This window comes from Ruegeria sp. CG4 (assembly GCF_056537185.1).
The window spans coordinates 81526-102944 of sequence record NZ_JBQFRB010000010.1; the positions used below are offsets into that span (position 1 = coordinate 81526).

Genomic DNA, 21419 nt, shown 5'->3' on the forward strand with positions numbered 1-21419 from the left:
CCGGATGCGACACGGGGACTGAGGGACAAATGGGAGGAGAAATGACGAAACTGGTCGAAATGACGGGGATTGAAAAACACTTCCCCGGCGTGCACGCGCTGAAATCCGTGCAGTTCGATCTGGTGCCCGGCGAGGTTCACGCGCTGATGGGCGAGAACGGCGCCGGGAAAAGCACGCTGATGAAAATCCTTTCAGGCATTTATCAGCGCGATGGTGGGTTATTGTCGGTCGAAGGCCGGGTCGTCAGTCCGCAATCCCCGCGTCAGGCGCAGGATCTGGGGATCGGCATTATTCATCAGGAGCTGAGCCTGATGAACGATCTGACCGTGGCGCAGAACATCTTTATCGGCCGCGAGCCGCGCAAAAGCTTTGGTCGACTGGACGATGCGGCGCTGAATGCACAGACAGCCGACATCTTTGCTTCGATGAACCTGGGGCTCGACCCAAGGGCGCAGGTCGGTGGCCTGACCATTGCCAAGCAACAGATGGTCGAGATCGCCAAGGCTCTGTCCTACCGCTCGAAAGTGCTGATCATGGATGAACCAACGGCGGCGTTGAACGATGCAGAGATTGCCGAACTCTTTGTAATCATCCGCCGCCTCAAGGCCGAAGGCGTGGGCATTGTCTATATCAGCCACAAGATGGACGAACTGAAACAGATCGCCGACAGGGTCACGGTGATGCGCGACGGCGAATATGTCGGCACGGTCGATGCCGCCGAAACCCCGATCAGCCAGATCATCGCGATGATGGTGGGCCGCGAGGTCAAGGAAGAACCGCTGGAAGTACCCGATCTGGCCGGGGCCGAAGTCTCACTTGAGATCAGCAACCTGTCACGGGGCGTCGAAATTCAGGATGTCAGCTTCTCGGTCCAGAAGGGTGAGATCCTGGGATTTGCGGGTCTCATGGGGGCGGGCCGGACCGAGGTGGCGCGGGCCATATTTGGAGCGGACCCGAAAGACAGCGGTGAAATCCGGGTACACGGACAATCCGTCTCGATCAGATCCCCCAGGGATGCGGTGCGGGCTGGGATCGGATACCTTTCCGAGGATCGCAAGCACTTCGGCCTCGCCACCGGCATGAACGTACGGGACAATATCGCGCTGGCTTCGATGGATCTTTTCACCGGTACAGGCGGCGTTCTGAACGACGGCGAAATCGGCACCGCCGCCAAAAGCTACATCAATCAACTGGGCATCCGGACGCCATCCGATGTGCAGGAAGTGCGGCTGTTGTCAGGGGGCAACCAGCAAAAGGTTGTCATTGCCAAATGGTTGCTGCGGGATTGCGACATTCTGATCTTTGACGAGCCGACGCGCGGCATCGATGTCGGCGCAAAATCGGAAATCTACAAGCTGCTGGAAGAGCTGGCAGAACAAGGCAAAACCATCATCGTGATCTCATCCGAACTGCCCGAGATCATGCGGCTGAGCCATCGCATCGCCGTGATGTGCGAGGGCCGGCTGACCGGCATCCTGCCCGGCGGAAAAGACACCACTCAGGAAGACATCATGCATCTGGCCACCCAACGCAAGGCGGCGATGCAGGTTACAGGGACAGTGCAATGACCACAGCAACGGATCTCGACAAGAAAAAGCCACTTGCGGGCCTGTCGGAAAGCGGCGCGTACCAGAAGCTGCTGGCCTTCGCCAGCCTGATCGCCCTGCTGATCGGCTTCTCGATCGCATCGCCCAACTTCATGCAGACCTCGAACATGATTGCCATTCTGCAGGCAACGTCGGTCAACGGTGTGCTGGCGGTGGCAGCGACATTGGTGATCATTACCGGTGGGATTGACCTATCGGTGGGTACGCTGATGACGTTTTGCGCGGTCATCGCCGGCGTGGTTTTGACCTATCTGGGCATGCCTTTGCTGCTGGGTGTGGCAGCGGCCATCGCGGCTGGAGCGTTCTGCGGACTGTGCTCGGGCACATTCGTGGCGAAGATGAAAATCCCGCCCTTCATCGCCACGCTGGGTATGATGCTGATCCTGAAGGGTCTGTCACTGGTGATTTCCGGCACGCGGCCGATCTATTTCAATGACACACCTGGTTTCGACCAGATCTCGCGCGGGTCGCTGATCGGAGAGGTCATTCCGGCGCTGCCGATCCCCAATGGCGTGCTGATCCTGTTTCTCGTGGCCATCGCCGCCTCGTACATCTTGGGGCGCACCGTTCTGGGCCGCTATACTTTCGCGCTGGGCTCGAACGAAGAGGCCGTGCGCCTGTCCGGTGTGAACACCGACATGTGGAAGATGCGTATCTATGCGCTGGCCGGTGCGATCTGCGGCATTGCGGGAATCCTGATCGCCTCGCGGCTGAATTCGGCGCAACCGGCATTGGGTCTTGGGTACGAGCTGGAGGCGATTGCAGCCGTGGTGATCGGCGGCACATCCCTGTCCGGCGGGCGCGGCACCATCCTGGGCACACTGATCGGCGCGCTGATCATGGCGGTTCTGACCAATGGTCTGCGGGTGCTGTCGGTCGCGCAGGAATGGCAGACCGTCGTGACCGGAGCAATCATCATCCTTGCCGTCTATGCCGACATGGCCCGGCGCAAGAAAACCGGCTGATCATTTCAGAAAACGAAAAAAACGACCAACTGGAGGAGAAAATCATGTTTACACGTCGTTTCATTCTGGGGGCGCTCAGTGCTGCCAGCCTTTCCGTTCCGGCCTCGATGGCCGTGGCCGAGGACGTCTATATCCCGCTGGTGTCCAAAGGGTTCCAGCACCAGTTCTGGCAGGCCGTGAAGGCCGGTGCCGAGCAGGCGGCGGACGAGTACAATGTCACCATCACGTTCGAAGGGCCTGATAACGAAACCATGGTGGATCGCCAGATCGATATGCTGGCCGCCGCGCTGGCGAACAACCCCAAGGCTATCGGCTTTGCCGCGCTGGACAGCCAGGCGGCGATCCCGCTGCTGAAACAAGCCAATGATAAGGGCATTCCGATCATCGCATTCGACAGCGGGGTAGACAGTGACATTCCGGTGTCCACTGCGACCACCGACAATCTGGCTGCTGCGGGTCTGGCCGCTGACAAGATGGCTGAAATGCTGGGTGGCAAAGGAAAGGTTGCCGTCGTGGCCCATGACCAGACCAGCCGCACGGGCATCGATCGTCGCGATGGGTTCGTCAATCGCATCGCCGAGAAGTATCCCGATATCGAGGTCGTAACCGTTCAGTACGGACAGGGCGACCATCTGAAATCCACCGAGGTGACAAAGGCGATCCTGACAGCCAATCCAGATCTGAACGGTATTTTCGGAACCAACGAAGGATCGGCGATTGGCGTTGTGAACGGTGTGCAGGAACTGGGCACCGAAGGTCTGGTCATTATTGGCTATGACAGCGGCAAGGCCCAGAAGGACGCGATCAAGAGCGGCCTGATGGCAGGGGCCATTACCCAGAACCCCGTCGGTATCGGATACGAAACGGTAAAGGCGGCGGTGGCCGCGTCCAAGGGTGAAAGTGTACCAGCCCTGATTGATACCGGGTTCTACTACTATGACGCGTCCAATATGGAAGATCCGGCAATCGCCGCCGTACTGTACGACTAAGTCGAAACGCCCCAAAAAAAGCCCGCCGTTCGGTGGGCTTTTTTCTTCGATGGCAACACACCGAATAGACACAAAGGCTCAGAAGGATCTGCGCATCGAGTGATCCCAGCGCGGTGCGTTTCAATATCGAGTTTGATGTGGATTGTTTCGGCTACGTGCTATCGGGGTCGGCAACCTCAGACCCAAAAGTTGATCGACGAATATTGCAACAAAACGAAACCGGACGTGGATGCGATTGATCGATTGCCCGAGAGACCTGTCGTGCCGCCGGGCGGATACCGTCGCAAAGCCGCATGGTCTCAGTCCAGAAACAGATAGTCCAACTGCATGACCAACCGCGCCTTTTCCGGAGAAATCCTCAGAAACGCGGCGATCGCCGCTTCGTTTTCTTCGCGTTCGGCGGATTCGCGAAGGCGAAAATGGCCCTCAAGCCCTGCACCGCGGATCAGTTCAGATTCGTAAGCCAATGAGTTTCTGAGCGTGGGCAACAGATGGGCGACCCGCTGCGTCGGCGTGTTTTCCCCGGCCAGTCCGACACGGCGTGCGTGGCCGATCAGGTACTCATCCGAGTAATCGCATTCGATCTCCAGAACATGCGTCCGGGCCTGATCCGCACAAAAATCCTGAATGATCTCAAGGTTTGCAGGGTCCACGCAAAGGACCAGCCTGTCAGTTTCAAAACATTCGAAAAGCATGCGCACCACGGCGCGCCGATGACGTCCCCGTTTGACCAGGGTGGTTTCAATACCTCCCAGGTCCGGCAATGGCGAATCCTGTTCGTTGAACAGGTATTCAACGCAGGGAATGTCTGTTTCCGACATGATCTGATCGACCAGCCGCTTGGCGACGTGCCACTTCTTGCAGGCGATCAGGTAGATTTCGCGTCCCGGGTCCAGCGTGTTTCCAGCTTCCCAAAAACGCGAGGCATAACGCCGGCCAACCCGCCCACGCCCGGCCAGAAAGTCATAGAGGCTACGTCCTTCATTCGAAATCTGGAAGTCAATGCCGTCGCTGGCGTAGAGTTTTCCCAGTCTTTCCTTGAGCTCAAGCGCTTCGGGGCTGATCTTGCGGGCGAACAGATAATCCTGACCAAGCAGCATGTCATAATGGTCGTTATAGAACGTCACCGGCATGCCGTAATCCGAGAACATCAGAAAGGTCAGCGTCCGGTTCTCGATTTCCCGTCTTGGGATAAGATGGCGGACAAGCGTTTGAAAAAAGGTCTCGTCCGGAATCCAGGTTGTCGCGAAGAACCGGACAACATCGCGTCTCTGGTGCAGGAAATCCAGGATATTTTCCACGGTCTGGCGTCGCAGACACCACCATTGGCTGCCGATCATGACCTGCAGGTCTTGCGGGATTTCACGGGTCAGGCCCATACGTTTTTGTATTTCGTATGACGCATAGAACCGCCCGCTTTGCGTACGTTCATTGAAATAGTGTCGATAGATCAGCCGGTCGTCCTTCATGCCGGTCTTGATCCAGTTGCTTTCGAAAAAGTCGTGGCTTTCGATGAAATCCAAATCGTTGCGGTTCAGGAAATCGTGAACGTATTCGGCTGTCTTGATCGCCATGCAGTCGCCTGACAGCATGTAGAAATGCGTTGCGCGCGGAAAACTTTCGACCGCTGCTGAAAGCGCGTGGAGCGTTGCCTGAACCAGCGACCAGGCACCCCAGCCGCATTTGATCCGTTTGACCGCAAATGCGACGTTCGGGTTGTCCTTCAGGGCCATTTGTATTCTGGCGTAATCTTCAGCCTTTGCACGCGCATCGAAATGGATCGCCATGCAGTCACCGGCCGCAGTCAGTTGCCGGGCCTGCGCGATGATCGCGTCGGGGTCTTTGTGGCACAGCAAAATATAGGCAATCTTTGCCATCTGAGTTACGCGATTTCCGTTTCTGCCTGTTCGCAACCGTGATACTGAGGATGAGCGATTGAATAAACAGAATTTTTTTGCTTCTTTGGGGTCCAAAGCCGACGCGTCAATCTGAGACCCGATCGGATAAGGAGGCACAGCAGATGGGTTTTCCCGGCACCTGGATGACCGAAAGTGAAAGCATGGTTTACCGTGTTGTGCCCAAATGTGCCTGCTCGACCATCGGGCAGATCATGTATTATTCCGATCATGGCAGGTTCTTTGATGGCGACATACATGATGCCAAAGATGGCATGCATAAATGGGCTTTTGGCCCGAGTCAGGACCCGATTTCAACCAATGTCCGCTCGCACGCATCTTACTCCTTTACCTGCGTGCGCAACCCGTACACCCGCGTTCTGAGTTCGTTTTTCGACAAGATCTGCGGCATTCAGCGCAATGGAAAACGGTATCGCGGCAACCTTGTGCCGACGCTGGTTTACAATTACGGCATCGAGGTTGGCGGCGACGACGGCAAGGGAGAGTTCGACCAGATCGCCAGCTTTCGCCGGTTCCTGCTTTTTGCGCGTGATACGATTCGCTGGCGGCGCCCGATGGATCCGGACATTCACTGGTCGGCGATGTCCGGGCATGTCTCGACTTTCATCGTGAATGGCGGGCGGTATGACCGGATTTTCTGGACCGAACGTTTCAACGACGGGATGCAGGATGTTCTGGATCACATCCAGACCCCTCACGCCATAGCATTGTCGGATATTCCGCGGTTCAACGAATCCGAAGGACACGGGCCCAAGCGCGCGCATCCGGTCGAGGCTTATTTCGACGACCTGTCGATGCATCTGGTCTATGAGATCTACAAACAGGATTTCGATCTATTCAAATACGATTTCGAAAACCCGGCAAACAAGATGCCGATCGGTGAAATCGATCTGGACGAGGTTCACGCCAAACTTGGTGATTGACCAAACCGCAAACGCTCCTGCCCATCGTCAGTGCTTCTTGCGAAACACCTCCTTTGGTTGGGCCCGGCGCCGCGCAATGCGCGGCGCCGAGCCCAAGTCCGAACGTGGCATCGGCAACGCCGATGGTGCGATTGGGCGCGGGAGCTTTTGTTAAGTAGGCAGACCCGCCGGTTCTTCGCGAAAAGAACCGGTCCGTTTCGGGGTCAAACCTGGCGAACGGCCCCTTTGGCTGCACTGGTGGTCAGTTTCGCGTAGGCTTTCAGCGCGGTTGAAACTTTGCGTTTGCGCGGCTGCGTGGGCACCCAGCCTTTCTCGTCCTGTTCCTCGCGACGGGCGGCAAGTTCTTCGTCCGACACGGCCAGATGGATGGAGCGGTTTGGAATGTCGATCTCGATTGTATCGCCGTTCTGCACCAGGCCGATCTCGCCGCCCTCGGCGGCTTCAGGCGAGACGTGACCGATGGACAACCCCGACGTGCCGCCCGAGAAGCGCCCGTCTGTCAGCAATGCGCAGGCTTTGCCCAGACCTTTGGATTTCAGATACGAAGTCGGGTAGAGCATTTCCTGCATCCCCGGCCCGCCCCGCGGACCTTCGTAGCGGATGACCACCACGTCACCTTCCTTGACCTTGCCGGTGAGGATATCGTTCACCGCCTGATCCTGGCTTTCGCAGACATAGGCCGACCCGGTGAACTTCAGGATGTTTGCATCCACCCCGGCAGTTTTCACGATGCAGCCGTCGCGCGCGATGTTTCCGAACAGAACCGCCAGACCGCCGTCCTGGCTGAACGCATGTTCTTTCGAGCGGATCACACCACCTTCGCGGTCGGTGTCCAGCTCCTTGTACCGGTTCGACTGGCTGAATGCCTGGGTGGTGCGCACGCCGCCGGGGGCAGCCTTGAACAGCTCCTGCGCCTTGGGGTTGTTGGCGATCTTGATGTCCCAATTGGCAATCGCTTCACCCATCGTGGCGGAATGGACCGTGCTGCATTCTTCGTGCAACAGGCCTGCACGGCTCAACTCGCCCAGGATCGAGAAGATGCCGCCAGCGCGGTGAACGTCTTCCATATGCACATTCTCGGTGTTGGGCGCGACCTTGCACAAACACGGCACCTTGCGGCTGAGGCGATCCATGTCGGACATGGTGAAATGAACCTCGCCCTCATGCGCGATAGCCAGCAAGTGCAAAACAGTGTTGGTGGACCCACCCATCGCGATATCCAGACTCATGGCATTTTCGAACGCGTCGAACGTGGCGATTTCGCGGGGAAGGAAGCCTTTTTCGTCCAGATCGTAATGCCGCTTGGTGATCTCGACGATGCGGCGGCCGGCTTCCAGGAACAAATCCTTGCGATCAGCATGCGTCGCCAGGGTCGAGCCGTTACCCGGCAACGCCAAACCCAGCGCCTCGGCCAGGCAATTCATCGAGTTCGCGGTGAACATGCCCGAACACGACCCGCAGGTCGGGCAGGCGTTTTCCTCGATGTGCTGAACCTGTTCGTCGGTGTACTTGTCGTCCGCGGCGGCAACCATCGCGTCCACGAGGTCGATTTTCTTGACGTCCAGATCCGCGATGTCGATCTTGCCGGCCTCCATCGGTCCACCTGAGACAAAGATCGCCGGGATGTTCAGGCGCATCGCAGCCATCAGCATGCCGGGGGTGATCTTGTCGCAGTTCGAGATGCAGACCATCGCATCTGCACAATGGGCGTTAACCATGTATTCAACCGAATCCGCGATTACCTCGCGCGAGGGCAGCGAATAGAGCATGCCGTCATGGCCCATGGCGATGCCGTCATCTACCGCGATGGTGTTGAATTCTTTGGCGACGCCGCCTGCGGCCTCGACCTCGCGCGCAACTATCTGTCCCAGATCCTTCAGGTGCACATGCCCGGGCACGAATTGGGTGAACGAATTGACGATGGCGATGATCGGTTTGCCAAAATCGTCATCCTCCATGCCAGTGGCGCGCCACAAGCCGCGTGCGCCCGCCATGTTGCGGCCATGAGTGGAGGTTCTGGATCGGTACAATGGCATGATGCTGTTTCCCTGTTGCCTCGGGTTGCATAGATCGGGTTTCGTGCGTTATAGCGCACGTATCACATGTGCGCTATAACGCACAAGAGGATTCGCGGGACGCTGACATGAACTCTGACGATATTACACTGAAGCTGAGGGATGTGCGCGCAGCATCCGGCCTCAGCCTGTCCAAGGTGGCCGAGATGACCGGAGTCAGCAAAGCGATGCTGGGTCAGATCGAGCGCGGCGAATCCAGCCCGACCATCGCGACGCTGTGGAAAATCGCCAAAGGGTTCCAACTGCCACTGAGTGCTCTGATCGACACGGCGATCGGCGATCCATCCGTCTTTCAGACGGTCACGTTTCCCGGCAGTATAGAGGTCAAGATCGTGTTCCCTTTCGATCCCGCATTGGGGGCTGAGACATTCCACGTCAATCTGAACCCGAACCAGAGCCACGAATCGCCTGCACACGCGGTTGGTGTTACCGAGGAAGTCTTTGTTCTGGGCGGAACACTTGAAATTCTGCGTGGCGAGGAATGGGTGCCCTTACATGCCGGACAGGGATTGCGCTTTGCAGCCGACGTGCCTCATGGGTATCGCGCGGGCGCGCAGGGTGCTGCGTTTTTGAATATGCACCATTACGGACAGCACTCTGACAATTCTGAAAACGGCAAGGCTCATTGATGACCGATGTTCTGAACACCCTCACGATCGTGGATGCAATCGGTTCGTTTGGCGCCTTGATCGTGGTCGCCGCGTATTTCGCAACGCAAATGCGAATGATGAATTCCGACGATCTGGCCTTTCCGGTGATCAACCTTCTGGGTTCAGTGCTGATCGTCTATTCTCTGGTGCACAATTTCAATCTGGCTTCGATGCTGATCGAAGGGTTCTGGATTTTGATCAGTTTCATCGGAATTATTCAGCATTTTCGCCTGCGCAGCGCGGCAGAATAGCCCTATCCAGCCTTGAACCCCTATGCTGCCGGGTATAGGGAAAAATCAAGCTCGCTCAGGGGAGGCATTGATGCAGGACGATCCGAAAACCCTCGTATCTACCGAATGGCTGGCCGCACATATCAAGGACCCGGATCTGCGGATTCTGGACGGGTCGTGGTATTTGCCTTCGCAAAACCGCGATGCCAGGGCTGAATATGACGCGGGCCATATTCCCGGGGCGCGGTTCTTCGATATCGACGAGATTTCAGACCACCGTTCGGACCTGCCGCACATGGCCCCTCCGGTCGAGAAATTCATGTCGCGCCTGCGTGCGATGGGCGTGGGTGATGGTCATCAGGTCGTCGTCTACGACGGGGCCGGTCTGATGTCCGCAGCCCGGGTCTGGTGGCTGTTCCGGCTTATGGGTCAGGAAAACATCGCCATTCTGGATGGGGGATTGCCGAAATGGAACGCGGAAGGGCGCGAGCTCGAGGATCTGCCGCCCGTCATCCGCGACCGCCACATGACAGTCCGGGTGCAGAACCATCTGGTTCGGGACGTCACGCAAGTGTCTGCGGCAGCGAAACTGGCAGATCACGAGATCATTGATGCCCGTTCTGCCGCCCGTTTCGCCGGAACTGAGGTCGAGCCGCGGGAAGGCCTGCGTTCGGGGCATATTCCAGGATCGCGCAATGTCCCGTTTGGCCAGTTGTTGAACGCCAATGGCACAATGAAATCGCCCCAAGATTGCCGTGCCGTTTTCGAGGCCGCCGGCGTTGATCTGTCGAAACCGGCGATCACGTCCTGCGGATCTGGCGTTACCGCTGCAATCCTCAGCCTTGCGCTTGAACGCATGGGCAAGAAAGATCACTCGCTCTATGACGGCTCCTGGGCTGAATGGGGCGCCTTCCCGACCCTTCCCGTCGCAACCGGAGAGAACTGATGTTCGAATTCCTCAAGCCGAAGCCTGCGGATAAAATCCTGATGCTGATGCAGATGTACCGCGAGGACCCGCGTGATCAGAAGATTGATCTGGGCGTGGGCGTCTACAAAAATGCCGAGGGTGTGACGCCGGTGATGCGCTCGGTCAAGGCCGCCGAGCAGCGCATACTGGAAGAGCAGGAATCCAAAGCCTATACAGGGCTGGCCGGCGATCCGGCCTTTGCAGATGTGATGATCGGCCTGATCTTGGGCACGTCCGTACCGCGGGGAAACATTGCAGCTGTTGCGACCCCTGGCGGGACCGGTGCCTGCCGACAGGCGTTCGAATTGATCCGCATGGCCAACCCCTCGGCGCGCGTCTTCGTGTCGAACCCGACATGGCCGAACCACCTGTCCATTCTGAATTATCTGGGCATGGAGACGGTTCAGTATCGATATTTCGACGGCGATACCCGCGGCGTTGATTTCGACGGCATGATCGAGGATCTGAAAACCGCCAATGCGGGCGACGTTGTTTTGCTGCATGGTTGCTGCCACAACCCGACCGGCGCCAATCTGAACATGGTGCAGTGGCAGGACGTCATAAACCTGATCAACGAGCGTGGTTTGGTGGCGATGATCGACATTGCTTACCAGGGGTTTGGCGACGGTCTGGAAGAAGACGCGCAGGCGGTCCGGTTGGTGGCGTCATCGGTCAAGGAATGCCTGATCGCGGCGTCCTGTTCCAAGAACTTCGGTGTCTATCGCGAGCGTACCGGCCTGTTGATGGCCGTCAGCGCGGACGCGGGGCAGACGGCTTTGAACCAAGCCACTCTGGCCTTCCTGAATCGCCAGAACTATTCCTTCCCGCCCGATCACGGTGCGCGGGTTGTGACGACCATCCTGATGGACGAAGCGCTGCGTGCTGAATGGCAGGCCGAACTGGAAGAAACCCGTCTGTCCATGCTGGGATTGCGCAAGCAACTGGCGGACGAGCTGCAACGCCTGAGCGGATCGGACCGGTTCGGTTTCATCGCTCAGCACCGCGGCATGTTCTCGCGACTCGGCGCCTCGCCGGAACTGGTTGAAAAACTGCGGGTCGACCACGGTATCTACATGGTTGGTGACAGCCGTCTGAATATCGCCGGACTGAACGCAACAACCGTGCCGATTCTGGCCAAGGCGATTGTCGACGTTGGAGCTTGAGTTCGCTTGCTTTGAATAAGAAAACCCGGGCAGAACTGCCCGGGTTTTTTTGTTTTTTCTTAAGGTTTAGCCCTTGGAGAATTCCGGATAGGCTTCCATACCCAGCTCGCCCATGTCGAGCCCGTTGATCTCTTCTTCTTCGCCAACCCGCAGGCCGACCGTGGCCTTGAGAACCGAGAAGAGGATATAGCTGACCACAAAGACGAAGATGCCTATGGCGGCAAAGCCGATGATCTGGGTCACAAAGCTGGCGTCACTGTTGGTCCATGCCACAATGAACGTACCCCAGAAGCCTGCGATCAGGTGAACCGGGATTGCGCCAACCACGTCGTCGATCTTCATGCGGTCCAACATCGGGACGGTCAGGACGACGATAACGCCACCGATTGCGCCGATGATCAGCGCCTGGAACAGCGACGGGGCCAGCGGTTCGGCGGTGATCGACACCAGACCAGCCAGCGCTCCGTTCAGTACCATGGTCAGGTCGACCTTGCCGTACATCAGTTGCGTCAGGATCAGCGTGGCGACAGCACCCGCTGCAGCAGCCATGTTGGTGTTGGCAAAGATACGGCTGATGTCGGCCATGTCTCCAATGGTGCCCATTGCCAGCTGCGAACCGCCGTTGAAGCCGAACCAACCCAGCCAAAGGATGAACGTGCCCAAAGTGGCCAGCGCCAGGTTCGAACCGGGGATCGGAACAACCTTGCCGTCCTTGTTGTACTTGCCGATACGTGGGCCCAGCACGATGGCGCCTGCCAGCGCCGCGAAGCCACCTGCGGCATGGACCAGAGTCGAGCCAGCGAAGTCACTGAAGCCCATCTCGGATAGCCAGCCGCCGCCCCACTGCCAGGATGCTTCAATCGGGTAGATGATACCGGTCAGCACGATCACAAAGGCGAAGAACGGCCATAGTTTGACACGTTCCGCCATGGTGCCCGAGACAATCGACGCAGTGGTGGCGCAGAACATCAGTTGGAAGAAGAAGTCCGAGCCGACGGAGGCATAGGACAGGTCGGTCTCCACTCCGGCGAGACCGACGGGTTCCAGAGATGTTGGCGAGAACGCGCCAAGAACGCCTGTAATGGTCCAGCCATCACCCGGATACATCAGGTTGAAGCCGACCAGCCAGTACATGATGGCGGCAAACGAAAACAGGCCCATGTTCTTGATCAGCTGCATCGCCACGTTCTTGGAGCGCACCAGACCGGCCTCGAGCATGGCAAAACCAGCGGCCATCCAGAACACCAGGAACCCGCCAACCAGGAACAGCAGCGAGGTCAGGATGTATTGCGTGTGCTGCGCGGTCTCGCCAGCGGCGGCCTCTTGCGCAAGGCCCATCTGCGGCAGCACGACAAGCGCGGCAGCAGGGATGAGAGATTTCATCAGGTTCATGTGACTTCCTCGAATGACTATGAGTGGGGACGCCTTACAGCGCCTCTTCGTTGGTTTCCCCGGTCCGCACGCGCAGGGCCTGCTCGACATCGAGGACGAAAACCTTGCCATCGCCGATCTTGCCGGTTTTGGCTGTTTTGGTGATGGTTTCTACGATCTGGTCGGTCATCGTGGCGGGAACCACGATTTCCAGTTTGATCTTGGGCACGAAGTTCACCGCGTACTCGGCGCCGCGATAGATTTCCGTGTGGCCCGACTGCGAACCAAAGCCCTTGATCTCGGTTACCATCATGCCGCGCACGCCCGCTTCGGTCAGTGCCTCGCGCACCTCCTCAAGCTTGAACGGCTTGATTGTCGCAATGATCAGTTTCACGTCTTTCCCCTCTGCTTCCCGGGCAGGCCGGTTTGTTTGCACCTGCAGAAAAAGAGCCTGAGCGGGCGTCATAGGAAACGGTCTGATAACCCGGACGCGAGGGAAATCAGGGCAAAGTTGCACATTTTTTGCACAAAATTTCCGGTATGTTTAATTTTTGGGCGCATCTGAGAGGGAAATTACCGGAATTTCACACCTCTACATGACCGCGTTGCCAAGGTAAGGTGACGCAAAAGCACAATCGGGCAGAGTTTGAGCATGACTGAGTCCAAGCGCCGAAAGCCGCCACTGGTCGCAGAAAAAAGGTATCCGTCGAAGGGCCGAAAGCCCACGGCGACCAAGCGGGCTGCAAAACCCGCTGGCAAGAAATCAAGCGCCCGCAAGACGGCGACGCGCAGGACTGGGCGAAAGAAAACCCGGCGCACCGGCGGTGGTGGCGGCGGCGTGTTCCGTCGCATGTTCCGGTGGGTTTTCCGCCTGCTCTGGGGGCTGACGTGGCGTGTCGGCGCAATCGTCGGGCTGTTGCTGATGTTGGCCGTGGGCGTGGTCTATTCTACGCTTCCGGATGTTGATGCGCTGCTGGACGGTCGCGCGCGTGGCTCGGTCACGCTGCTGGATCGCAACGGCAAGGTGTTCGCCTGGCGCGGTGATCAGTTTGGCGGGGTGATAACGGCCAGCACTGTCTCTCCCCATCTCAAAAACGCCGTTGTGGCGACCGAGGACAAGCGGTTCTATCGCCATTTCGGTGTCAGCCCACGGGGTGTGGCCAGCGCGGTTCGCATCAATCTGAGTGAAGGGCGCGGCCCCTTGTCGGGCCACGGTGGGTCGACCATCACGCAGCAGACGGCCAAGCTGTTGTGCCTGGGTGTGCCTTATGTGCCAAGCGAATGGGAATCAGAGGCCGCATATGAAGCTGATTGCCGGCAGGGGTCACTCTGGCGAAAGGCCAAGGAAGCCATCTACGCGATGGCGATGGAAGTCAAATACTCCAAGGATGAGATTCTCACGATCTATCTGAACCGCGCTTTCCTTGGCGCCGGTGCGCGCGGGTTCGAGGCCGCAAGTCAGCGGTATTTCGGGATATCGGCGGCCGAGGTCAATCCGTCCCAGGCTGCGATGCTGGCCGGGTTGCTGGTCGCCCCGACGCGGTTTGCACCCACCAACGATCTCCAACGCTCGCAGGACCGGGCTCGGCTTGTGGTCGGGTTGATGGAGGCGCAGGGCTACCTGACGGCCTCTCAGGCATCAGTAGCGCGAAATAACCCGGCAGAGCTTTCCGAAGCCGCCGCCGCGCGGGCAGGCGGGTACTTCGCCGACTGGGTCATGGCCAGCGGGCCCGAGTTCTTTACCCGCAACACGACCGAGGACGTGGTAATCCGCACCACCCTGGATCAGCGCCTGCAGAAATCGGCTGAAGAGGCGCTGCAGTACATTTTTCAGGAAAAAGTGCGCGACGGGTCCAAGGCGCAAGCCGCGATCGTTGTGATGTCCGCTGATGGCGCCGTGCGCGCGATGGTCGGTGGTCGCAAGACCCGTGTATCGGGTGCGTTCAACCGGGCGACCCAGGCGCTGCGCCAGACCGGTTCCTCGTTCAAGCCCTTCGTTTATGCCACGGCGCTGGAACTGGGGTATTCCCCGTTGGATATCGTCGTGGACGAGCCCTACTGCATCGACATTCCCGGTTCCGGGCAGTGGTGCCCCAAGAACTATACCAAGAAGTATTATGGCCGGGTCACGCTGGCGGATGCGCTGAAGAACTCCTTGAATATACCAGCAGTGAAAGTCGCCGAGATTTCCGGGCTGGAAAACGTTCGCACGGTTGCCAGCGGTTTCGGTATCGCCAGCGATCTTGCGCAGGGCCCTGCACTGGCGCTGGGCGCGTCGGAAAGCACGCTGATCGAGATGACGGGAGCATATGCCGGCATCCTGAACGGTGGCTCAGCAGTTGAACCTTACGGTCTGACGGAACTCAAGCTGCTGGGTGATGAAACGCCGGTGATGGTAACGACGACAGGGATTGGTGAACGTGTGATCCGCGATGACGCAGCCCGGCAACTGACCTGGATGATGGAGCGTGTCGTTTCCGAAGGCACCGGCCAACGCGCCAAGCTGCCGGGTTGGCAGGTGGCAGGCAAGACCGGCACGACTCAGGCAGCGCGTGACGCGTGGTTCATTGGCTTTACGGCGGATTATGTTGCGGGTGTCTGGATGGGATATGACGACAACACGCCGTTGTCCGGAGTGACAGGTGGCGGTCTGCCCGCAGAGATATGGAGGGAAACCATGCTGCGCGTGACCGAGGGGATGACGCCCACGCCATTGCCGATGATGCTGCCGGAACAACCCAAGCAGGTGGCAAAACCCAGAAATCCCAAACGCAAACCCGGTAGTTTTGCCAAAGCGGTGGATAACTTGCTGAAGGATATTTTTGGCGGGAACTGACTCGCGCCAAAAAAGGGGAAGGCGGCGACCTGCGCGCCGCCTTCGGTATTATTCAGACGCTGGCGTCCAGCGCGGCCAGAATGGCGTCGCCCATTTCGGTGGTCGAGACCGGCTCGACCCCTTCTTCGGCCAGCAGATCGGCTGTGCGCACGCCGTCGGCCAGAACTTTCTCGATCGCGGCTTCAAGGCGGTCGGCCTCGGCGCCCTGATCAAAGCTGTAGCGCAGCGCCATGGCAAAGCTGAGGATACAGGCAATCGGGTTGGCTTTGCCCTGACCGGTGATGTCCGGGGCTGACCCATGCACTGGTTCATACATCGCCTTGGGGCGGCCATTCGCCATCGGCGCACCAAGGCTGGCCGACGGCAGCATCCCCAGCGAACCGGTCAGCATCGCGGCGCAATCGGACAGCACGTCGCCGAACAGGTTGTCGGTGACGATTACATCGAACTGCTTGGGTGCGCGAACCAACTGCATCGCACCGTTGTCGGCATACATATGGCTCAGTTCGACTTCGGGGTATTCCTGGCCGACGCGTGTCACGACCTCGCGCCACAGGATGCCCGATTCCATCACGTTGGCTTTCTCCATCGAGCACAGTTTCTTGTTCCGGCGCATGGCCAGTTCAAAGGCCGAACGTGCGGCGCGTTCGATTTCAGATTCGGTGTAGCGCTGGGTGTTGATGCCCACACGCTCGTTGCCTTCTTCGAAAATGCCGCGCGGCTCGCCGAAGTAGACGCCCGAGGTCAGCTCGCGCACGATCATGATGTCGAGGCCTGCGACCACGTCCTTTTTCAGCGATGAGAAATCCGCCAGTGCGTCAAAGCATTGTGCCGGGCGCAGGTTGGAATACAGGTCCATTTCTTTGCGCAGGCGCAGCAGACCGCGTTCGGGTTTCAGGCTGAAGTCCAGATCATCGTATTTCGGACCACCCACGGCACCAAGAAGAACCGCGTCGACCTCCTGCGCCTTGGCCATAGTCTCATCCGACAGGGGCTTGCCGTGCGCGTCATAGGCCGCGCCGCCGACCAGATCCTCGCTCACGTCAAAGTGAAGGCCGCGGTTTTCGCCGAACCAGTCGATGATTCTGCGCACTTCGGCCATGACTTCGGGGCCAATTCCGTCTCCGGGCAGGATGAGGAGCGAGGGGTTGGACATGAAGGGTCTCCTTGCGTTTTGTCGCAATGGCCCTAGCGTCTGCGCCGCATCGGGTCAATGAGACGAACCCGTCAAATCAGAAGGAAAACACATGTTGATACCGGGAAACGCCGTTCCTGAACTGAAAATCCAGACCGTGGGGCAGGGAACGTTCGATCTGGATGCCGACAAGGGCGAAAACGGGACACTGGTGATTCAGTATCGCGGTTTGCATTGCCCGATCTGTATCCGGCAGATGGGCGAGGTGGAAGCTGCGCTGGATGACTTCGCCGCGCTTGGTGTCGAAGTGATCATGCTGAGCACAGACACGGTCGAGCGGGCGGCTGAAACTGTTGGAAAAGCGGGCACCTCGCGGCTGAGGGTCGGGCACAGTCTGCCGCTGCCTGCGGCACGAGATGACTGGGGTTTGTATATGTCCAAAGGGCGCGAAGGCACCGCCGAGGCCGCATTTTTCGCCGAGCCCGGGCATTTCTATATTGCCCCGGACCGGACGCTGTATTTCGCATGGCTGCAATCGACCCCATTTGGCCGGCCGTCGGTTGGGGATATGAAAGGCGGTATCAAATACGCGCTCGACAACAACTATCCGCCGCGCGGTACCTACACAGGGGCGCTCTGATCGCTTACAGGCTGGCCCGCAAACCTTCGGCCAACAGGTCCCAGACCCTGCGAATGCGCGGTGTCTGTCGCATCGCCTGAGGGGCGGCCAGCCACACCGGCAATACCGGAATCTCCACGTCCAGCGGCAGAATCTCGACATCCGGATCCGCTTCAGCCACCTGCACCTGGCTGAAACCGATGCCGCAGCCGGCGCGGATCAATTCCCAATAGGCGCTTTGCAGATCGCATCTTGTGGCAAAGTTGTCCCGATTGGCGGGCCAACCCTTGTTGCGCATCTCGGTGATGATCTGTTCGTTGGCGTCAAATCCGACCAGATCATGCCGGAACAGGTCCTCGGGGGTTTGAGGGCGGCCAGCCCGATCCAGATACGAGCGGGCAGCACAGAAACAAAGCGGCACGTCCCCGAGATAGCGGGATACAATGTCCACCTGTTCGGGCCTGTACATGCGCACGGCGATGTCTGCCTCGCGATACAGCAGGTTTTCGCTGGTGTCCGTGGCAACCAGCTCAAGTTGAATGGACGGCTCCTGTATGCGGATCTGGGCCAGAATTGGCGGCAGAAGGTGATGCGAGGCAAAGACCGAAGCCGTAATGCGGACCGACCCTTCCAATTGCGTCGATTGCCCGGCCGCAGTCAGATTGAAGGCGTTCATGGCCGCATGCATCTGCTGGGCCATCGGCAAAAGCTGAGCACCTGCATCGCTGAGGCGCAGGCCTCTTGCATGCCGTTCGAACAGGGAAACACCCAAATCGGCTTCCAGGGTCTGGATCTGCCGCCCGAGCGTTGGCTGACTGCGATTGAGCTGACGCGCCGCAGCCGAGAGAGAGCCGGTTTCCGCCACTGACAAAAAGCTTTGAATCAGTGACCAGTCTGAGTGGGTGAGGGATTTATCCATTCATAGGTGAATACATGATCTGCTGTTTTCGGCAATTCCCCATGTGATGTGAATGGATATCTTGGCTCTGACAGGAGAAAGCCATGACAAAAACCGTTCTCATACTGGGGTCCACAGGCCGGTTCGGCCGAAATGCAACGGCAGCGTTTCAAGATGCGGGCTGGCGGGTCCGCACCTTCGACCGCAAAACGCAGAGTTTGCAGGCGGAAGCCCAAGGCGTGGATGTGATCGTCAACGCGTGGAACCCGCAATATCCGGATTGGGAAAGACAGGTTCCAAAACTGCACAAACAGGTGATTTCCGCCGCAACGGAAACAGGCGCCACAGTTGTCGTGCCCGGAAACGTCTATGTTTTTGACGCCAACGCGCCAGGGCCATGGTCTGCGGACACACCGCATGAGGCAACGAACCCCTTAGGTCGTATTCGGGCCGAGATGGAAGACGCTTACCGTTTCTCGCCGGTTCGCACGATCATCCTGCGGGCAGGTGATTTCATAGATACCTGTGCCTCCGGAAACTGGTTCGATCAGGTTATCGCCAAGCCATTGCAAAGGGGTTGGATCACCTATCCGGGTGATCCGGACATTCCGCATTCCTGGGCCTATCTGCCAGATCTTGCAAGAACCGCAGTAGAGCTGGCGGAACGCAGGGCCAGCCTGCCTAGGTTCTGCGATGTGTCCTTTGCGGGGTATACGCTGACCGGTTCGGAACTGGGGAAGGCACTGTCGCGTGTGACCGGAGCCCAAGTCCTTGTGAAGCCGATGCGGTGGTGGCCCATATATTTGGCCCGCCCGTTCTGGCGGCTGGCGCCGCATCTGATTGAGATGCGGTATCTTTGGAATGTGCCGCACAGTCTGGACGGAACTGCGCTGCGCGACTTGCTTGGGCGGATTCCGCAAACTGATCTGGATGTTGCATTGCGTAATGCATCGCCAGAGTTTCGTGTATCGCAGTCCCAGTCATCGCACGCAGTCGGCGCCTGACGGGTGCACGCCTCAGGGTGCGGTCAGGTCGACCCAGACCAACCTGTGCCTGCTGGCGCGTTCTGCAGTTTTGCGAAGGGCGGACTCTTCTGGCGGCCAGAACAATCCCGACCCCGCAACCGTCAGATCTGAGGAAGGCAAAACATAATCCACCCGCAGTTCGCCGACCCCTTTCCAGCGAACTGTGTTGGTGTCACCCTCACCATTGCGGGGGATCGGGTCCTGCAAGCGTGGATCGGCCAGCAGTTTCCGGATTTCGTCGCGATGACCCTCGCCACCTTCGGGGTCCAGATTGGCGTCCCCGGCAATGACAAACGGGGCGGTCGGTGCCGGTCCCAAATGCCCGTCCAGAAGCAGTGACCAGAACCGAAGCTCATCGCGGTTGCGCAATCCGTTGCGGTCTTCAGGGCCGTCGAAGACAGGTGGCGTGGCATGAAACGTGAAAAGGCGCAGTTTGCCGATCGGGGTGTCGACTGGCACGACCCAGTGACCGGTTGATGACAGGCGTTGCACGTCTTGCGCCTGAGCTGAGGGAAATGGCCTTTCTGCCTGCTGTGGCAGTTGCGCGCCTGGCAAATCGCGCCACAGCAGCGCGGAGAAATCCAGCGTCTCGGACTGAATGATCTTATATCGCGACAAGACCGCAAGCCCGCCGTGCCCCGTGAAACGCCCCCAACCTTGTGCATCGCCGGGTCCTTGCGTTTCGCCATCTCCATCCAGATCGAACTCCGTTTCCAGTCCGGAATTGGGCAGTACCGAATAACTATGGGGGTAGTCGAGGCCTTGGATGCGCAATTGTTCGGTGAACGCAGTCAGGGTCAGGCCGTCCAGATCCCAGTCGATACCTTGCAAAGCCACGATGTCGGGGCGAACCGCGCCCAGAACCTCGACCACTGCCTGAACCTGATCGTCACCCCGCTTTATGGCGCGCAGCAAAAGGCCCGGACCTTCCCGGCTGAGTTCTGTGTTGAAAGTCGCGACGCGCACCGTCTCTGCCTGCGCTGCGAAGGGCAGCAACAACAGGACAAGGGCGCGGATCATGCAGTCTGCGTTGACTCGGCTGTGGAGTATGCGCGGCGCTTTTCGACGATCAGCCCGGCGATGCGCAGGGTCGCCATCCCCCGCATGATCATGCTGGCAGGCAGGAAGGCCCACGCACACATGGTCCAGATCAGCGTCTGCGGATTGCTGAGCGAGATGGGATTGGCAAAATCGGTCAACAGCTTGATCAGCGCGGGAATCAGGAACGGCAGAAGGATACCGATCGAGATATTCAGTCGGCCATCGCGCTGCAGGCGGGTGACGACGTCACCGCCCTTGGTCGGGTCGAACAGCGGCAGATTGGTCCAGACATTGAACGCGCCGTTTCCTGTCGGCCAGCCGCGCAGCTTCACGGCATAAGCAAAGCTTGCAATTGTCACCAGGGCCGCGACATAGGCCACACTGGCGGTTGCCCGAACCAGTTCGATCATCGACTGCCCGGCGTCAGCAGGAAGCATCAGAACGATCAGCCGAACCGGTGAATATGGAAAGTCAGCCACGTTGGCTACAGCGAGGCCCATGGAATAGACCGCGCGTGTCAGCTCGGTCGGAGCATACATGTTTTTGCAGATCAGCGTCAGAAACGTGACCATCGACAGCAATCCGACAAAGCGCAGCCGGTTTACCGGCGGTGCATCACGGAATTCAATGAAACTGGGGAAGGCAGAGTTGTATTCTGCAAAGGTCAGGAAAAACGCGAGGATCGCGAGAAAGACGACAATCTCGGTTCCGTTCGTCGAAGATATCGGCAGATATAACGCAGGGGTAAGCACCATCAGTGCCACCAGTATTCCACGTATCGCCGCCCCGGTTGTGCGCGCAATCAATATTCCGAACCCTTTCAAACTGGACCAGTCAGTTCTGTGCCGACTTCATTCCAACTTGTGCCTGCCGAGTGAGTCATCGGCGGATGCCTGTTTTGATGCAAGATGAACAAAACCGGTCAATCAGCTCAAGCCAAGGGGCAGAAAACACGTGCTTTCAGGCAAAATGATGGCGCAACTGGTGCGGGATTGCATCATTTTTGACG

General features: G+C 58.6%; 19 protein-coding genes. 11 read left to right on the forward strand and 8 right to left on the reverse strand.

Features of this window, described 5'->3' with window-relative positions:
* The first annotated feature begins 41 nt into the window (after positions 1 to 41).
* From ACR0J2_RS20490 to ACR0J2_RS20500, 3 genes are read left to right on the forward strand one after another with little or no spacing between them, the layout of a single operon-like run.
* The gene (locus tag ACR0J2_RS20490; protein WP_480813669.1) at positions 42 to 1568 is read left to right on the forward strand and encodes a sugar ABC transporter ATP-binding protein; all 1527 of its coding nucleotides are present in this window, start codon (positions 42 to 44) and stop codon (positions 1566 to 1568) included.
* Entirely contained in the window at positions 1565 to 2572 is a 1008-nt protein-coding gene (locus tag ACR0J2_RS20495) for an ABC transporter permease (protein ID WP_170615619.1), read from the forward strand. Before ACR0J2_RS20490 ends, ACR0J2_RS20495 begins: the two co-directional genes overlap by 4 nt.
* 44 nt (positions 2573 to 2616) lie before the next feature.
* On the forward strand, positions 2617 to 3561 hold the full coding sequence (locus ACR0J2_RS20500; RefSeq protein ID WP_170816042.1) for an ABC transporter substrate-binding protein: 945 nt from the start codon (positions 2617 to 2619) through the stop codon (positions 3559 to 3561).
* Between the two features lie 299 nt (positions 3562 to 3860).
* Here ACR0J2_RS20500 and ACR0J2_RS20505 read toward each other — a convergent pair whose 3' ends face one another.
* Positions 3861 to 5438: a DUF5928 domain-containing protein gene (locus ACR0J2_RS20505; RefSeq protein WP_480813670.1), complete on the reverse strand. Its 1578-nt coding sequence runs from the start codon at positions 5436 to 5438 to the stop codon at positions 3861 to 3863.
* A gap of 143 nt (positions 5439 to 5581) precedes the next feature.
* Here ACR0J2_RS20505 and ACR0J2_RS20510 point away from each other — a divergent pair, with 143 nt between their 5' ends.
* Positions 5582 to 6400 (forward strand): sulfotransferase family protein, encoded by an 819-nt coding sequence (locus ACR0J2_RS20510; protein WP_170805790.1) that lies wholly within the window; start codon positions 5582 to 5584, stop codon positions 6398 to 6400.
* Positions 6401 to 6603: 203 nt separating this feature from the next.
* Here the strand turns inward: ACR0J2_RS20510 and ilvD are convergent, their stop codons facing one another.
* Positions 6604 to 8436: a dihydroxy-acid dehydratase gene (ilvD, locus tag ACR0J2_RS20515; RefSeq protein ID WP_480813671.1), complete on the reverse strand. Its 1833-nt coding sequence runs from the start codon at positions 8434 to 8436 to the stop codon at positions 6604 to 6606.
* A gap of 107 nt (positions 8437 to 8543) precedes the next feature.
* Here ilvD and ACR0J2_RS20520 point away from each other — a divergent pair, with 107 nt between their 5' ends.
* The 4 genes from ACR0J2_RS20520 (at position 8544) to ACR0J2_RS20535 (ending at position 11485) form a co-directional block, all read left to right on the forward strand.
* On the forward strand, positions 8544 to 9104 hold the full coding sequence (locus ACR0J2_RS20520) for a helix-turn-helix domain-containing protein (protein ID WP_480813672.1): 561 nt from the start codon (positions 8544 to 8546) through the stop codon (positions 9102 to 9104).
* Positions 9104 to 9376 carry a CBU_0592 family membrane protein gene (locus tag ACR0J2_RS20525; protein WP_321250407.1) on the forward strand — a complete coding sequence of 91 codons (273 nt, stop codon included), beginning with the start codon at positions 9104 to 9106 and terminating at the stop codon, positions 9374 to 9376. Before ACR0J2_RS20520 ends, ACR0J2_RS20525 begins: the two co-directional genes overlap by 1 nt.
* A gap of 70 nt (positions 9377 to 9446) precedes the next feature.
* Entirely contained in the window at positions 9447 to 10301 is an 855-nt protein-coding gene (gene sseA, locus ACR0J2_RS20530; protein ID WP_480490835.1) for a 3-mercaptopyruvate sulfurtransferase, read from the forward strand.
* Positions 10301 to 11485, forward strand: coding sequence for an amino acid aminotransferase (locus ACR0J2_RS20535; RefSeq protein WP_480813673.1), 1185 nt, complete (start codon positions 10301 to 10303; stop codon positions 11483 to 11485). The genes sseA and ACR0J2_RS20535 overlap by 1 nt, the downstream gene beginning before the upstream one ends.
* Before the next feature lie 66 nt (positions 11486 to 11551).
* On the opposite strand, the gene ACR0J2_RS20540 is transcribed toward ACR0J2_RS20535, so the two are convergent.
* Positions 11552 to 12877 carry an ammonium transporter gene (locus ACR0J2_RS20540; RefSeq protein WP_480813674.1) on the reverse strand — a complete coding sequence of 442 codons (1326 nt, stop codon included), beginning with the start codon at positions 12875 to 12877 and terminating at the stop codon, positions 11552 to 11554.
* Positions 12878 to 12911: 34 nt separating this feature from the next.
* A complete protein-coding gene (locus ACR0J2_RS20545; protein ID WP_170615599.1) occupies positions 12912 to 13250 on the reverse strand; it encodes a P-II family nitrogen regulator in 339 nt (112 codons plus the stop codon).
* 258 nt (positions 13251 to 13508) lie between these two features.
* On the opposite strand from ACR0J2_RS20545, the gene ACR0J2_RS20550 reads away from it, so the two are divergent.
* The gene (locus tag ACR0J2_RS20550; protein ID WP_480813675.1) at positions 13509 to 15692 is read left to right on the forward strand and encodes a transglycosylase domain-containing protein; all 2184 of its coding nucleotides are present in this window, start codon (positions 13509 to 13511) and stop codon (positions 15690 to 15692) included.
* A gap of 52 nt (positions 15693 to 15744) precedes the next feature.
* Here ACR0J2_RS20550 and leuB read toward each other — a convergent pair whose 3' ends face one another.
* On the reverse strand, positions 15745 to 16848 hold the full coding sequence (leuB, locus tag ACR0J2_RS20555) for a 3-isopropylmalate dehydrogenase (protein WP_170681881.1): 1104 nt from the start codon (positions 16846 to 16848) through the stop codon (positions 15745 to 15747).
* A 91-nt stretch (positions 16849 to 16939) separates the two neighbouring features.
* Here leuB and ACR0J2_RS20560 point away from each other — a divergent pair, with 91 nt between their 5' ends.
* Positions 16940 to 17467, forward strand: a complete 528-nt coding sequence (locus ACR0J2_RS20560) for a redoxin domain-containing protein (protein ID WP_480813676.1) — start codon at positions 16940 to 16942, stop codon at positions 17465 to 17467.
* Between the two features lie 4 nt (positions 17468 to 17471).
* On the opposite strand, the gene ACR0J2_RS20565 is transcribed toward ACR0J2_RS20560, so the two are convergent.
* The gene (locus ACR0J2_RS20565) at positions 17472 to 18365 is read right to left on the reverse strand and encodes a LysR family transcriptional regulator (RefSeq protein ID WP_321250420.1); all 894 of its coding nucleotides are present in this window, start codon (positions 18363 to 18365) and stop codon (positions 17472 to 17474) included.
* Between the two features lie 83 nt (positions 18366 to 18448).
* Between ACR0J2_RS20565 and ACR0J2_RS20570 the strand changes: the two genes are divergently transcribed.
* Positions 18449 to 19348 (forward strand): Rossmann-fold NAD(P)-binding domain-containing protein, encoded by a 900-nt coding sequence (locus ACR0J2_RS20570; protein ID WP_480813677.1) that lies wholly within the window; start codon positions 18449 to 18451, stop codon positions 19346 to 19348.
* A gap of 12 nt (positions 19349 to 19360) precedes the next feature.
* Here ACR0J2_RS20570 and ACR0J2_RS20575 read toward each other — a convergent pair whose 3' ends face one another.
* Together ACR0J2_RS20575 and ACR0J2_RS20580 are read right to left on the reverse strand one after the other, a co-directional pair.
* On the reverse strand, positions 19361 to 20389 hold the full coding sequence (locus ACR0J2_RS20575) for an endonuclease/exonuclease/phosphatase family protein (RefSeq protein ID WP_480813678.1): 1029 nt from the start codon (positions 20387 to 20389) through the stop codon (positions 19361 to 19363).
* On the reverse strand, positions 20386 to 21216 hold the full coding sequence (locus ACR0J2_RS20580) for a hypothetical protein (protein ID WP_170615584.1): 831 nt from the start codon (positions 21214 to 21216) through the stop codon (positions 20386 to 20388). The genes ACR0J2_RS20575 and ACR0J2_RS20580 overlap by 4 nt, the downstream gene beginning before the upstream one ends.
* Positions 21217 to 21419 lie beyond the last annotated feature (203 nt).